This window comes from Acetobacterium sp., assembly GCF_030652775.1.
Classification (GTDB): Bacteria; Bacillota; Clostridia; order Eubacteriales; family Eubacteriaceae; genus Acetobacterium.
Genome location: NZ_JAUSPS010000010.1, coordinates 1 through 14,090, shown reverse-complemented (window position 1 = coordinate 14,090; position 14,090 = coordinate 1). Strand labels below are relative to the sequence as shown.

General features: G+C 43.0%; 13 protein-coding genes. 9 read left to right on the top strand and 4 right to left on the bottom strand.

What is annotated here, in order from left to right:
• Positions 1-13: 13 nt before the first annotated feature.
• On the bottom strand, positions 14-280 hold the full coding sequence (locus Q7J41_RS01225) for a diguanylate cyclase domain-containing protein (protein ID WP_304884466.1): 267 nt from the start codon (positions 278-280) through the stop codon (positions 14-16).
• Between the two features lie 112 nt (positions 281-392).
• On the opposite strand from Q7J41_RS01225, the gene Q7J41_RS01220 reads away from it, so the two are divergent.
• On the top strand, positions 393-2,072 hold the full coding sequence (locus Q7J41_RS01220; protein WP_304884464.1) for a hypothetical protein: 1,680 nt from the start codon (positions 393-395) through the stop codon (positions 2,070-2,072).
• Between the two features lie 429 nt (positions 2,073-2,501).
• On the opposite strand, the gene Q7J41_RS01215 is transcribed toward Q7J41_RS01220, so the two are convergent.
• Together Q7J41_RS01215 and Q7J41_RS01210 are read right to left on the bottom strand one after the other, a co-directional pair.
• Complete coding sequence (locus Q7J41_RS01215; RefSeq protein ID WP_304884462.1) at positions 2,502-3,266, bottom strand: alpha/beta fold hydrolase; 765 nt, start codon at positions 3,264-3,266, stop codon at positions 2,502-2,504.
• A 20-nt stretch (positions 3,267-3,286) separates the two neighbouring features.
• Positions 3,287-3,868 (bottom strand): TetR/AcrR family transcriptional regulator, encoded by a 582-nt coding sequence (locus Q7J41_RS01210; RefSeq protein WP_304884460.1) that lies wholly within the window; start codon positions 3,866-3,868, stop codon positions 3,287-3,289.
• Positions 3,869-4,103: 235 nt separating this feature from the next.
• Here Q7J41_RS01210 and Q7J41_RS01205 point away from each other — a divergent pair, with 235 nt between their 5' ends.
• The 5 genes from Q7J41_RS01205 (at position 4,104) to Q7J41_RS01185 (ending at position 7,703) form a co-directional block, all read left to right on the top strand.
• A complete protein-coding gene (locus Q7J41_RS01205; protein WP_304884458.1) occupies positions 4,104-4,556 on the top strand; it encodes a DUF3795 domain-containing protein in 453 nt (150 codons plus the stop codon).
• Complete coding sequence (locus Q7J41_RS01200; protein ID WP_304884456.1) at positions 4,557-5,063, top strand: GNAT family N-acetyltransferase; 507 nt, start codon at positions 4,557-4,559, stop codon at positions 5,061-5,063.
• A gap of 52 nt (positions 5,064-5,115) precedes the next feature.
• Complete coding sequence (locus Q7J41_RS01195) at positions 5,116-6,048, top strand: alpha/beta hydrolase (RefSeq protein WP_304884454.1); 933 nt, start codon at positions 5,116-5,118, stop codon at positions 6,046-6,048.
• Positions 6,049-6,127: 79 nt separating this feature from the next.
• Complete coding sequence (locus tag Q7J41_RS01190) at positions 6,128-6,961, top strand: GyrI-like domain-containing protein (protein ID WP_304884452.1); 834 nt, start codon at positions 6,128-6,130, stop codon at positions 6,959-6,961.
• A 193-nt stretch (positions 6,962-7,154) separates the two neighbouring features.
• Entirely contained in the window at positions 7,155-7,703 is a 549-nt protein-coding gene (locus Q7J41_RS01185) for a DUF6144 family protein (protein ID WP_304884450.1), read from the top strand.
• A gap of 124 nt (positions 7,704-7,827) precedes the next feature.
• Here Q7J41_RS01185 and Q7J41_RS01180 read toward each other — a convergent pair whose 3' ends face one another.
• Positions 7,828-8,439 carry a LysE/ArgO family amino acid transporter gene (locus tag Q7J41_RS01180; RefSeq protein ID WP_304884447.1) on the bottom strand — a complete coding sequence of 204 codons (612 nt, stop codon included), beginning with the start codon at positions 8,437-8,439 and terminating at the stop codon, positions 7,828-7,830.
• Between the two features lie 137 nt (positions 8,440-8,576).
• Between Q7J41_RS01180 and Q7J41_RS01175 the strand changes: the two genes are divergently transcribed.
• From Q7J41_RS01175 to Q7J41_RS01165, 3 genes are all read left to right on the top strand, one after another.
• Positions 8,577-10,028: a PLP-dependent aminotransferase family protein gene (locus Q7J41_RS01175; protein ID WP_304884445.1), complete on the top strand. Its 1,452-nt coding sequence runs from the start codon at positions 8,577-8,579 to the stop codon at positions 10,026-10,028.
• Between the two features lie 122 nt (positions 10,029-10,150).
• Positions 10,151-11,611 carry an extracellular solute-binding protein gene (locus Q7J41_RS01170; protein WP_304884443.1) on the top strand — a complete coding sequence of 487 codons (1,461 nt, stop codon included), beginning with the start codon at positions 10,151-10,153 and terminating at the stop codon, positions 11,609-11,611.
• Positions 11,612-11,646: 35 nt separating this feature from the next.
• Positions 11,647-14,090: diguanylate cyclase domain-containing protein (locus Q7J41_RS01165; RefSeq protein ID WP_304884442.1), on the top strand; the 2,444-nt coding region annotated here is incomplete at its 3' end.

The following is a 14,090-nucleotide window of genomic DNA, read 5'->3' as shown; positions in this document are numbered from 1 at the left end:
AGAAAGCGTAATATTACAAGTTAATATTACGCTTTCTGTTTTTTATTTCATACATTTTTAAATCGGCCAGATGTAATAGCTCATTTAGCTTATAACCATCGGCAGGGAAAGATGCATAGCCAAAGCTAAGGCCTTTAAAATCAAATCCCTCAAAAGTATCAGAAAAATTCAATTTCTCTATTTGACGACAAAAGGTATTGATCTCAAGATGTTTTGAAAGGATAACGAATTCATTATGATTAACATGACGACGTTTTGTTTGTTGGATCGAGTATTGCATTGATTTCTGCCGAATTTGACATCAATTATGTTAAAGTGTATATTATACTTACATTTTTGCTGGCAATCGTTTCTGAAAATAGCATAAAAATGCCTGGAAAAAGAGGGGTTAAATGGAGATATTATTTTTTGTAGGGATTGGAATCATTGGCTTTATTGGTTTTAGTTTATTGTCAAACAGAAGAGCGAGAGTTGATTTTCGACAACGCTTAATTAATGAGTTTGGAACAGCACCAACCGGTTTTAATCCTGATATTTGGGGAAGCGTATCCGATTATTGGGATCGAAAACTAAAATATGAAAAGATAGAGGTCACCATCGATGAACTGACCTGGAGCGACTTGGATATGGACGATGTCTTTAAACGTTTGGACAGCTGTTTAACCTCGGTTGGCGACGAGGTGTTGTATGCAACCCTGCATCAACCAATATGGAATGATGAATTGTTTAAAGAACGAGAGAAACACATCACTTTCTTCTCTGAAAATCCCGAAGAACGTCTGGAAATTCAAATGATTCTTTCAAAATTGGGTAAATCCAGCTATAATGATGTTTCTTCACTTATTTTTGAAAGTCAATTAAAAGCGCTTAAGAATCCCCTGGCCTATACAATCCTGGCCATTATTCCTTTTCTTTGCTTGGGGATCTGTCTATTAAATATATCAGTTGGTCTGGCGAGTATAGTCCTTTCAATCATTGTTAATGGCGTCGTCTATTACTATTTTAAAAAAGAAATAGCCAAAAATTTACTAACCATTCATTATTTATCAGCCATTCTCCGATGTTGTAACAGACTTTTAGCATATGACACAACCGACAGTCTAAGTGATTTAATGGATAAAATCCGACAAGATAATGTTCCCTTTAAAGCCCTTGCTGGTAAGCTTTCCGGAGTCATGATGGGTGGTACCTCAGACATTGATTTACTTCTGGACTACCTGAAAATCATAACCCTCTACGACTTCAGAACCTATAACAAAGCGATTGCCCTGGTATCAAAGAACAGGGAGGCCCTTCATCGCATTTATCAGAATATTGGCGAACTGGATCTTTCAATCACGTTAGCATCTTTCAGAAAAAGTCTTCCGTTTACCGTTAACCCAACCTTTACAGAAGAATTTAAAGTAGTTGCCGCTGATTTATATCATCCCTTATTGGAATCACCCATAGCAAATGACATTGAACTTCAGCAAAACAGCCTGATTACCGGGTCTAACGCTTCTGGAAAATCAACGTTTGTAAAAGCACTGGCTATTAACAGCATTTTTGCCCAGACGATTTATACCTGCACTGCCAGCAGTTTTTCGCTTGCTCACTGCCTGCCCGTGACCTCCATGGCAGTGAAGGATGATATTCTAGCTGGGGACAGCTACTTTATGGCTGAAATTAAATCTCTGAAACGAACACTAGATAAGGTGAATAACTATCCCTGTCTCTGCTTTATTGATGAAATTTTAAAAGGCACCAATACTATCGAGCGAATCGCCGCTTCCTCAGCGATTCTGGATTATTTAGATCAAAAGAACTGTCTTTGTCTGATTGCCACCCATGATATTGAACTCACCAATATTTTGGCAAACAGGTACGATAATTATCATTTTCAGGAGACCATTACAGACGAAACAATTTGGTTTGATTACAAATTGCATGTCGGGCCATCCCAGACTAAAAATGCCATTGCGCTGTTAAACTATTTAGAATTTGACCAGATAATCATTGAGAATGCCAATTCTCTGGTGGATCGTTTTGTAGAAACCGAAAAATGGCCGCTAATTTCCTCGATATCCCAATGAAAATCGGGAATCAGGGTTTGCTATAATTTAACGAATAAAGAAAATCTCGAATTGGAGGACTGAGGATGTATGATCTATTGCTGATAAGCGGATCCACAATTATTATATGTTGCTTGATCATTTTATCAAGAACGACGAAAAATATTGAACGATCGGTGCGGTTGTCAAATGCCTTCGTGGCGTTAGCCTGCTTTTTAATTTGCTTTTCATACTCAAACTATGTAAATTTTATCAAACTCCCCTGGCCGCAAATTAATTTAAGTGCGTTATTTTTCGATTTTGGCTTAGTCGCCTTCTTAGTCGGTCTTTTCATCATGTTTGTCGAGCTGCTTAAAGATCCAATGTTTAAGTATTCGCCATATGTTGTTATCATTGGAATGAGCTTATTGACGATGTATGGTAATCTCGCCGTACCAATCGGATGAGGTCTTATTTATTTGCGAAAAACTGCTCAGCTCGTTGCACCCATTCTTCGGGATGATAAGCACTGATTTCGGAATGCCGATAACCCGGTAATTCAATTAATTGACAGTTCTTAACAGTGCTTTGGAATAGCGCTCCAGACGCTTTAATACACTTCATTTCTTTACTGCCATACCAGTAAATGATATCGCTCAGGCTGTTTTTCAAACTGTCTTTGAGTTCATAGTTATAATAGGTGTAAAAAACCTGATTCATTGTTTCAACTTTAACAGCGGGGATATCTCGCAAATATAACTTGGCAATGTCATCAGGTAAATGCATTTGTTTTGGAAGCATTGTCAGGGCCCACTGATTAAATTTTTTTGAAAACATCCATTTGCCAAAATGTTTATAGACAAAGAGACTGTATTTCAAAAGAGCTGGCTGGGGAATGCACAGGCCACTTTCGATAATTGCTTTTTCGGCAAGGTTCGCTCTTCTTGATAAGAGTTCAATGGCGATCTGCCCGCCCAGAGAAACCCCGCTGAGGGCGAAAAGTTTGCCATCATTGTTATGGTCAAGATAATCAAGTAACTGATCAGCAATTTTTTCGGTAGAGCGATAAGGAACTTCGGCTTCTTCACCATGCCCATCGATTACCGGTAAGATCACATGGTATTTATGCTGCAATAATCTGGCTTCTTGTAAATAAAGCCAATAGGACCAACCGGCACCGTGAATGAGCATGATCGATGGTGACTTTTTATCCCCGTATTCATAGAACTTCATCATTGTTTTCCTTTCGTTGTCTGCTAAAATAATTCATCTAACATATTTTCGATCAGCTGAAGGATCATCTTCTCAATCCCGGCTGCTACCAATATATCTTTATTTTGGATGGTGAGATTCATAATCTGAATCCAGTTAATGACTGCATCGAGATCATACTGCTCTTTTTTTTCACGCACATGGCGTAAATTTCTTTCCATCTCTGCTTTTATATCGGTCATTTTATCAAAACAATCGCTGGGAAGCCGGGTGGATAAGTTCTGAAGATCTGCTCTGGTCAGGAAACGATAGACATTGTTCTCATCTTTTAAAAACATACAATCGTATAATTCGCGCAAATCATTCCGTTCAAGATGTCCCTTTGCTTGAATGATTTCTTCAAGCTGATGATTGATGCTTTGCTGGTATGATTCGGCAAGTGCATAAACCAGTATTTCTTTTGAGTTGAAAAAATTGTAAAAGGTACCTTGAGCAATGCCCACTCTTTTAGTGAGCTCGTGAATACTCATTTTTTTTAAACCATGCTGTTTGATCAATTCCAAGCCAACCATCATAAGCTGATTTTTTATTTCTTGTCGTTTTTCGTTTGAATATATTTTTGGCACTGGTTCACCTCCTAATAATATGAATAGATACTAATTATATTCATATTATTAGTATAGACCAGAATTATTTTTTTGTCAACGCTGTGATTAGTATGTTAAAATTATAAATATCAAAAGCGATCCCATTAAATTATCGTATTTGACAGAAGAAGATGTAGTTAACCATTTGAAAGAAAGCGAAAGATTGCCGTAGGCAATTAAATCAATAGATTCTAAATAATGAGAGGTAATTTGTATGGAAGAAAATCTAATTGCCCCCTGCGGCATGAATTGCAGCTTATGTGTCGCCTATCAAATGAAAAAAGGTGATTTGAAAAAGCAGGGATTTAATCGGAAATACTGTCCCGGCTGTATTCCCAGAGGCGAAAACTGCACCCATATGGGTGATCAGTGTGAGTTGCTCAAAAACGGCCGGGTGCGTTTTTGTTATGAATGCAGTGACTTTCCCTGCAAGCGGTTAAAGGGATTGGATAAGCGTTATCGGACCAAATATCATATGAGTATGATTGAAAACCTGAAGGCCATTCAGAAAAATGGGATGACGGCGTTTCTGAAAAGCGAAAAAGAGCGGTGGGCATGTCCCAAATGCGGCGAGCCAATTTGCTGTCATAACGGGCTCTGTCTGCAGTGTGATCTTGATATTTTGCGAACAAATAAGCGCTACCGCTGGAATGAGGAGGAAATTTAATTGAAAACAACACTACGCAAATGGAAAATAGAAGATGCGCAGCAGCTTTCGGAGATGCTGAACAATCAGAAAATTCTGGCTAACCTGCGCGACGGCTTGCCCTTTCCCTATACCATCGATGATGCAAAAGAATACATTCAGGTGATGCTGGATGCGGATCAAGACCAAACCTTTGCTTATGCCATCACCGATGAAGATCGGGTCATTGGCAGCATTGGTGTGTTCCGCAAAGAAAACATCCATTTTAGAACCGCTGAACTGGGTTATTACATTGCCGAACCCGATTGGGGGCAGGGACATGGAACCCGGGCAGTAAAACAGATCTGTGAACTTATTTTTGAAACAACCGATATCATCCGGATTTTTGCCGAGCCCTTCGTCCGCAATATCGGCTCCGGCCGTGTTTTGGAGAAATCCGGTTTTCAACAAGAAGGGATTTTAAGAAAAAACGCAGTTAAGAATGGACAATTTGAGGATATGAAGCTATATGCCCTGATCAGAGAGTAGAAGATGAGCGATTCGGTTATAAAAACCTTAATTATTTAGCAGGAGGAGCATTTTGACTAAATACCCGATCCATCCGGACTTTTTAAAATATGAAAAGCTAAAAACACCAATGTCACCAGGTTTATTACCGCTGATGAATGGGATTATTGAAAGAAGTTTTAATAAACGCTTACCGAATCAAGGGGTACGTGAAATCAGAAAAAGAATCCCCGGCTATCGTAACGAACCAGTGGAGATGATTATCTACGAACCGGAGGACATGACAGAACCGTTGCCCTGTCTGATGTATCTCCATGGCGGAGCCTTTGTGCTGAAGTCAGCAGCTTTTCATAAACATCTGATTTGTGAATATGCAAAGCATACCCCTTGTAAGGTGGTTTTCGTCGATTATCGGTTGGCTCCTAAGCATGCTTTTCCGGTTGGGGTTGAAGATTGCTATGCCGCTTTTAATTGGGTGCATCAAAATGCCACAGAGATCGGTATTGATCCCGAAAAAATTGCCGTGGGCGGCGACAGTGCCGGCGGCGCGCTGGCGGCGGCCGTCTGTCTGATGGCGCGGGATCGAAAGGCACCGAAAATCAGTTTTCAGATGCTGATCTATCCGGTCACCGATGCCCGGCAGATAACTGATTCCATAAAAGAATTTGTCGATACACCACTCTGGAATGCTAGACAGAATGAAAAAATGTGGAAGCTCTACCTGAAGGATGTCGTTCATTTAGACCGGGTCTATGCTTCGCCCATGGAAGCGGAAACCTTCGCCAGCCTGCCAGCGGCTTATATTGAGGTTGCCGAATTTGACTGCCTGCGGGATGAAGGGATAAATTTTGCTGCGGAGCTAAAAGAAAGTGGTGTTTCGGTTGAATTGCATCAGACCAAGGGAACCATTCATGGGTTTGAAATAGCCGAAAGCAGTGAAATCGTCAAGCAGAGTTTGATGAAGCGGATTGATGCACTCAATCGGGCTTTTTCGGACTGGGGATAAATAAAGCGGATGAATTTTTAAGCCGGAAGACAACGATGAATATGGAGACAGCAAAAATTTCACTAAAATAGGGAGCTGGATGTTGAAGAATGAATTGGTCAGTAAAGCCATCGAATATATCGTTGAAAACCTGAATGAGGAAATCGCTATCGAAGATGTGGCGGATTATTGTCATCTTTCCAAGTATTATTTTTGCCGAGTTTTCAAAGCCGAAACAGGTGAAGGGGTCTATGCCTTTATCAAGCGTCTGAAAATGGAACAAAGCGCCATTGAAATGAAGCTTGGCAAGGAAAAATCGATTACCGATATTGGGATGACCTATGGCTATAGTTCATCAAATTACAGCACCGCCTTTAAGAAGCACCATCACCTGTCCCCGGCGGAATTTCGCAAAACCGTGAATACCAGCTGTGCCCCCCACCCCTTTATTCCCGATCAGATGGCAAGATTTCAATCATTTGAGGTATATGATCAGAAGATAAAGATCTGCGAGCTGGCGGATTTCCGGGTGATTTATGAGCGGTATCTGGGCAATTATCTGGATCTGGGAGAACAGTGGTTGACCTTTACGGCGAAGCATCAGGCCTATGTCAACACCGATACCCTTCTGATTGAACGTTTTTACGATGATCCTGCCATTACCAGGGTTGGCCAATGTTTGTATGATCTTTGTATGACTGTTGATGCGAACTGTCGGCTCGAGAATATCACTACCATTGAGGGCGGGAAATTTGCCGTTTGCCGCTTTGATGGCTTGATCAAGGATATTTATGAAACCCTTCAGGGCATTTTTAATATCTGGCTGCCAAACAGCGGTTATGAAATGGACGAACGCTATGGACTTGATATTTACCGCCAGATGGACAGAGAAAATAGTCAGGTAATCATGGATTTGTGCATCCCCGTTAAATAGCGCAAGAATTCAGAAGTAAAGCCGCAGACTTTCTTTTATAATGATAATTGTCAAGGGACAGCGGTCGATTTAAAAGAGGTCTGTTTTTAATTTTTTGAAAAGCTTTAATATGAAAATCTTATAAATAGAAAAGTTGCAGCAATCAATTAAGCCGAACCGGTGCATCAATAAAACAAAAGCGGAGGATGATAATATGTTTGATATCAGAAAGATTCAGGAACAGGTCATTTATCAAGCGGTCAAAGATAAAAGCAATGAGGATACTGCCAAAGCAATCATGTATGGCTCGGATGAACCGGCGAAAAGCGAGGATAATCCGGCATGGGTAAAAGCAACGATGGAACGGCTGGAAAACCACTTTGATCAGGATGTTGTTGTGCAGATCAGAAGAAACTGTCAGTGTGGCTACGGGATGGAGGAGAAATTGGCGTTGGTAAAAGAGCTGGTTGCCGCATCCACAAGCATGGAAGAGTTCGGAAATCTGGATAGGGCCAATGCGGCCGGGCTTTATAGTAAAAACGGAGAACTATATCTGCAGTTTCCTTTTTGTCCCTGCCCAATGCTGGAAGGGGTTGACCGTCTGGAGACTGATACCTGGTGTCAATGTACCACCGGTTATAGCCAGGTGCTTTTTGAAAAAGCGTTCCAGTGTCAAGTTGAGGTGGAGCTCCTCAAAAGCATCAAAATGGGTGATGACAAATGTCTGATGAAGATTATGCCCGAAAAAGACATCTGGAAATAAGGATCAAAATATCATCAGGAGAAATCCCGAAGATCATAACCGAAATTTTAGCCTGAGCCGGTACTGCAGATAAAAATGCAGCATCGGCTCTTGTTTTTTTGGTAGTGGCAATGTCACGCAACAGTCAAAAAACCATTTGGATCAGTTTTAGCATCAGTCCCAGGCCATAAATGACAATAATGCCGCCGCAAACCAGATTGATATAACGCAAAGCCCGGCCTTTGATAAGATTTCCAGAATAGGAAACGATCAGGGCGAGGCTAGTAAACCAGAGCAGCGAGGCAAAAGCCACGCCGAAAATAAAATACTGGGCATCATCCACCGGCAGGGAGACGCGGAAAGCGCCAAGCATCATGGTTCCATCGATCAGCGCCTGGGGATTGAACCAGGTCACCACAAAGGCCGATACAACCATCTTGCGGAGGGATAAGACCGCACCTTCTGCTGCTTCTTTTTCAGTTTTAGCCAGGAGCAGCGAGATGCCAATATAAGTGACGATCAAACTGCCGAAAAACAAGACCAGCTCTCGCAGCCAGCTATAGTAGTCCATCACTGCGCCGATACCATAAAAACAGCAAAAGGCCAGAGCCACATCAAAAAGTGTCACCGTCAGCCCAACCAAAAGAGCCTGCCGCCGACTGCGAGCCAGGGCGCCATTAATCACAAACATATTCTGCATCCCGATCGGGGCGACATAAGCCAGCCCCATGAGAATGCCTTGTAAAAAGTATTGCATAAAAACTCCTTTTGAATTTTCTGAGGATCATTTTTTCTGTTATAATGAAATCACGCTTACATTATAAATAAAAACTGGCATTTTGTAACCGGCCATATGAGATATTTAAACCAGCCAGAAGGAGCGATAACAGCGTTATGAATAAAAAGCAGACCTGCACCTTTGAGTGGGTGCCTGACCGCAGTTCAAAGATACCGATCTACCGACAGATCATCCACTTTATTAGCACTCAGATCCAATCCGGCGCCTGGGAAGTGGGGTCTCAGTTGCCTTCGCAGCGGGATCTGGCCGCTAAACTGGGGGTCAATCGGAGTACCATTACCACAGTCATGGATGAGCTGGCGGCTGATGGAATAATTGAAAGCAATTTTAAGGGCGGAACCCGGATTATCAGTAACACCTGGGCATTGTTGCTATCCGAAATGAGTATCTGGAATCGTTATGTGAATCTGGGCAGCTTTAAGTCCAATCATGCGATGATCCAGGCCATCAATCGACTTGAATTTACCCCCGGAATCCTTCGCTTGGGAACCGGCGAACTGGATCCAACCCTTTTTCCTACGGAACTATGGAAAAAATCATTAAAGTCCCTGGAAAACATCCCGTCTTTGAATTATCTGGAAGCTTCTGGTCTTTATCAGTTGCGCTGTGCCATCGTCAACCATGTTAAGAAATTTGGCATCATTGCGACGCCGGATCAGGTGCTGATTACCTCTGGGTCCTTACAGGCGCTGCAGTTGCTATCGGTTTGTATTCTTTCGGCAGACTCAGTGGTCTACACCGAAGCACCAACTTATCTGAGATCCTTGCAGATTTTTCAGTCTGCAGGAATCAGGCTTGAGAGTATTCCAATGGATGAAGAAGGTATTTTGCACCACCGCATTCCGATTAGCGCAAAATCAACAAAAATCCTATATACCAATCCAACCAATCACAATCCTACTGGAATCACGATGTCAAATCGGCGCAGGAAGGCCCTTTTTGAATACTGTGCCGTCAATCGCATTCCGATTGTTGAAGATGGGGCTTATGAAGAATTATATTTTGATGAACAGTCCCAGCTGCCCATTAAGCAAATGGATCAGAACGGCGATATCATTTATCTGGGGACGGTATCAAAAACCCTTTCACCGGGCCTGCGAATCGGTTGGGTGATTGCTTCAGAGCCGATTATCAACCGTCTCGGAGATGTGAAGATGCAAATGGATTACGGCGCCAGTTCGGTTTCGCAATGGATCATGACCGAATTTTTAAACAGCGGTATGTATGAACTGCATCTGGAACGAATCAGAGCCGAAATGAAGAACCGCAGAGACCATGCGGTCCGGGTAATCAGGCAATACCTAGGCGATCAGGTATCCTTCAGAACACCGGCCGGTGGTTTTTATATCTGGATGCGCTTTAATAAAAAAATACCCCTACTAAAACTGTTTGAAGAAGCCGTGAAAGCCGGGGTGCTTCTCAATCCGGGCGATATCTATGATGATGCCCCGACAAATGCCCTCCGCATCTCCTATTCGTATCTAAGCGGCCGGGATTTTGAGGAAGCAGTGATGCGATTGTCTGATATTATCAAAAAATGGACGTAACAGGGCTGTTGGAAACTAAAATATCGGTGAGCGATAGAAAATTTTGAAAGAAAAACTGGTAATAGGTATGTAAATAGTTGTATGATAACAGTAATGTCTAAAGGTTAAAGGAGTTGAAAAAAGTGAAAAGAAAAATAAAACTGGTATCTCTGATTTTAAGCATGCTGATATTGCTGACGTCCTGCTCAGCGGTTGAAAAAACGGCCTTGGATCCCAAAAATCCTGTTTCCATCACCCTGTGGCACTATTATGTCGGAGATAATAAGATTGCGCTAGAAACAGCGGTAGATACTTTTAACAAAAGTGTGGGTTCTGAAAAGGGTGTTGTGGTTAATGCCGTAGCTAAGGGCAGTGTTACTGAATTGGAAAAAGCTGTCACTGATGCCGCCAAAGGGGTTGTTAATGCGGAAGCCATGCCGGATCTATTTTCCTGCTATCCGGATAAGGCACTGGAAATTGATGAACTTGGCAAGCTATGCGATTTAAACGATTACTTCAGCGAAGCAGAACAGGCCCTGTATGTGGAAGAATTTCTAAATGACGGCCAGTTTGATGGCGAGCGACTGCTGATTCTGCCGATTGTTAAAAGTACCGAGTTGCTTTATGTTAATGAGACCGCCTGGAATGAATTTGCTGCGGCCAACGGTCAGGACGCCACTAAGCTTAGTACCTGGGAAGGGGTTTATGCGGCAGCGCAGGCCTATTACAAATGGACTGACGCCCAGACACCAGAAACCAGCGGGGACGGGAAAAGCCTGATGGGTGTTGATTCGGTTGCCAATTATGTTATTATCGGCAATAAACAATTAGGGGTTGAAGTCATTGATGGTCAAAACCAGCAGGTAGTGTTAAACCGGGAGGTGATGAAAAAGATCTTTGATACTTACTACGGTGGTATCAGTCTGGGCTATTTCAACGCTGTCGGTAAATTCCGGTCAGACGATATTAAAGCTGGTGATCTGGCTGCCTACGTGGGTTCGTCATCAGGGGCCGCCTATTTTCCAACCTGGATTGAAAAGGATAATACCCAGCTGCCGATCGATTTTCTGGCCTTATCTTATCCAGTCTTTGAAGGGGGTAGCCCTTATGCAATTCAGCAGGGCGCAGGTATGAGTGTTGCGAACTCCACTCCCGAAAAGCAGGAAGGAGCCGCCGTTTTTCTAAAATGGTTTACTTCAGAAGCCCAGAATATTGAGTTTGCGATGACCACCGGATATCTGCCGGTCCAATCCGGCGCTTATGAGAATACCGAATTTAAGGCATCGCTGGAAAATCTACGGGCTGGTGAGGCCGCTGATAAAAATATTGCAGCCGTTTATGATATTGCCCTAAATCAGATTATGGAACGTGATACCTATGCTTCCTTGCCTTTCAAAGGAAGTTATGAAGTGCGATCCACTCTGGAAAAATCACTGACAGCTATGGGCGATTCTGGCCGTCAAAATGCCGCGTCATTAAAGGAACAGGGGCTATCAGAAGTGGAAATATTAGCGGCTCTGGATCTGAATGCCCGGTTTGAAGAGTGGCTGACAGTTATTCACAATCGGCTTGATGAGTCCGGCATCCCCTATATTGAAAATTAAGACAGATACAAAAAACATTTTATAAGGAAAATCCTATGAAAAAAACCTGGACCCTCCGAAGACAGTTGAATATTTTATTGGCAATGATTGTGATCTTTCAAAGCCTTGCTTTACTATCGGCGCTATGGGTATCTCAGGTGTTTTTTATGCTGGATGCCGAAGCAGTGCGGCTGCTGAATAATACCACCGAAACCCGGAGCAAAACATTTAACGCATCAGTCGGTCAGACGATTGCCAGTCTGGCCGATGAGACCGAACAACTGAATTCAGCATTGACTTTATTGGCCAGGCAACAGGGCAGTAACCCGGAAAGTCTGTATCTCAATGATTCGGGATATCATGAGGCCGCTTTGCTGGCCAGTGAGTCATTGGTATCAATTTTGCAGGAAAACCGGGTAACTGGGGCTTTTTTTGTCTTAAATGGATCCAATTCAAACAAAGGGGATCCATCCGCCCATTCGGCGGTATATATTCGCAATACCACCCCAGATAGTAGCGCAACATCAAACTACTTATTAGAAATTGGTCCCATTGCCGTTTCTAAGCAATATACCATGGCGACTAGCATCCGCTGGAATCTGGACATGCCTTCAGGCGGTGAAGACGGGGATTTTGATTTTTATGAAAAACCGATCTGGGCTAGCACTCAGTATAAAAATTCTGAAATGGAACGCTACGGCTATTGGACGACGCCCCGGGATCTGTTAAAAGACAATCAGCAGGTTGTTTGCTATACCATGCCAGTTCTGGATGAAAATGGGAATGGCTATGGAGTGATGGGAATCGAGATTGATATGCCCTATTTTTCCCAACACTATTTGCCAGATTCCGATCTCCTTTATCATAACAGCTTTTATGTGATTGCCGGAATGACGGATCAGGTCCTGGATCTTGACTGGTTTATTCCCAGTGGGGTACTGGCAGAAACCTATTTAAAAAGTGGGGAGCAGTTGAAACTGAAATCACTGGAAAATGAAGGCGTTTTCGAAACTGAACTCAGGGAGCTGGGAACAATGGTTGCTTCGGCTCGAAAGTTGAAGGTCTATAGCGATAATTCACCCTTTGCGGATCAGAATTGGACCCTGGCCTGCTTTGTGCCTAGCGATGTTTTGCGAGAAAACTCGGCATCCGTACAAGAGAAACTGATTTATAGCATTGTGCTGACCACGATCCTGGCATTTTCGGCAGTTTTTGTACTGGTTTACTTTTTTACCCGCAAGATCTCCCGGTTGTCAAAATATGTCCGGGAGCTTTCACCCTATGACGAAATTCATTTCAAGCCAACCGGAATGCTGGAGGTTGATGACCTGACCGCTGCGGTTGAATTGTTGAACCAGCGATTGATGAATGTTTCCAAAACCACTTCTAAAATTCTGGAACTGAGCTTATTGCCCATTGGCGGCTATGAAGTGCTGGATAGCGGCAAGCAGGTGATCCTTACCGATTTTCTATATTGGTTGTTGCACCTGGATCCTGGCAGCCTGATTTCTCAGGAGGACTGGAACCGGTACTATCAGAAGCTGACCCGGCAACCGCTGGATGATCAGGAAAATATTTATGAATATTACGATAGCTATACCGAAAAACTGATGTGGCTGCGGATTCTGGAGGCTAAATCGCCCAATGGGGTGGTTGGGGTGATCCAGGATGTGACTGAGGACATTGAAGAAAAACGACGATTAACCAATGAGCTGGATTATGATGCACTGACCGGCCTATTCAGTAACACGGCCTTAAAGCGGGAGTCAAATCGCAGAATCAAAGAAAAGCCAAATGAAATTGGGGCGATGATTTTCATCGATCTGGATAATCTCAAATATATCAATGATACGTTTGGTCATGATGTCGGGGATCGGCTGATCATTCGGGCCAGTGACATTTTTCGCTATTTTGAACAGTTTGGCGGTCTTGTCTCCCGGATTTCCGGCGATGAGTTTGCCATTTACTTGCATAACTGCGGCAATCAGGACGAAGTTCGCAAGATTATCCAAAATCTTTATGTCCATGGCAAGTCTATTTCATTGATTACCCCAGATGGCAGCGATAACCAGATCCGCTTTTCGGCGGGAGTTGCCTGGTATCCCCAGGATGCCGCCAACGTCATGGATCTGCTGAAGCTATCAGATTTTGCTATGTATGAGGCCAAAAACACGGAAAAAGGTCGTTTGTTTGAATTCAATCGGGAGTATTATCAGCAGATGGCCTATCTGTTAGAAAACCGGGAGGCGATCAATCGCTTGCTGGATGAACAGCTGATTCGCTTTGCCTTCCAACCCATCGTCGATTTAAAGACCGGCGAGATTTATGCCTATGAGGCCCTGATGCGGCCATTATTGGACAATTTTAAAAATCCCACGGAAATTCTGGCAGTTGCGGCGGCCCAGTCAAAACAGGCGCAGCTGGAACGGATGATTATTATGATGGCCTTTCAGATCATTGATGAGCATTCTCAGGAGATTGGCGAGCGCAAAATATTTAT

Bases quoted from the DNA above. Each gene is read 5' to 3' on its own strand.
- Q7J41_RS01225 (WP_304884466.1), bottom strand. From the start codon at position 280: ATGCAATACTCGATCCAACAAACAAAACGTCGTCATGTTAATCATAAT.
- Q7J41_RS01220 (WP_304884464.1), top strand. From the start codon at position 393: ATGGAGATATTATTTTTTGTAGGGATTGGAATCATTGGCTTTATTGGT.
- Q7J41_RS01215 (WP_304884462.1), bottom strand. From the start codon at position 3,266: ATGATGAAGTTCTATGAATACGGGGATAAAAAGTCACCATCGATCATG.
- Q7J41_RS01205 (WP_304884458.1), top strand. From the start codon at position 4,104: ATGGAAGAAAATCTAATTGCCCCCTGCGGCATGAATTGCAGCTTATGT.
- Q7J41_RS01190 (WP_304884452.1), top strand. From the start codon at position 6,128: ATGTTGAAGAATGAATTGGTCAGTAAAGCCATCGAATATATCGTTGAA.
- Q7J41_RS01185 (WP_304884450.1), top strand. From the start codon at position 7,155: ATGTTTGATATCAGAAAGATTCAGGAACAGGTCATTTATCAAGCGGTC.
- Q7J41_RS01180 (WP_304884447.1), bottom strand. From the start codon at position 8,439: ATGCAATACTTTTTACAAGGCATTCTCATGGGGCTGGCTTATGTCGCC.
- Q7J41_RS01175 (WP_304884445.1), top strand. From the start codon at position 8,577: ATGAATAAAAAGCAGACCTGCACCTTTGAGTGGGTGCCTGACCGCAGT.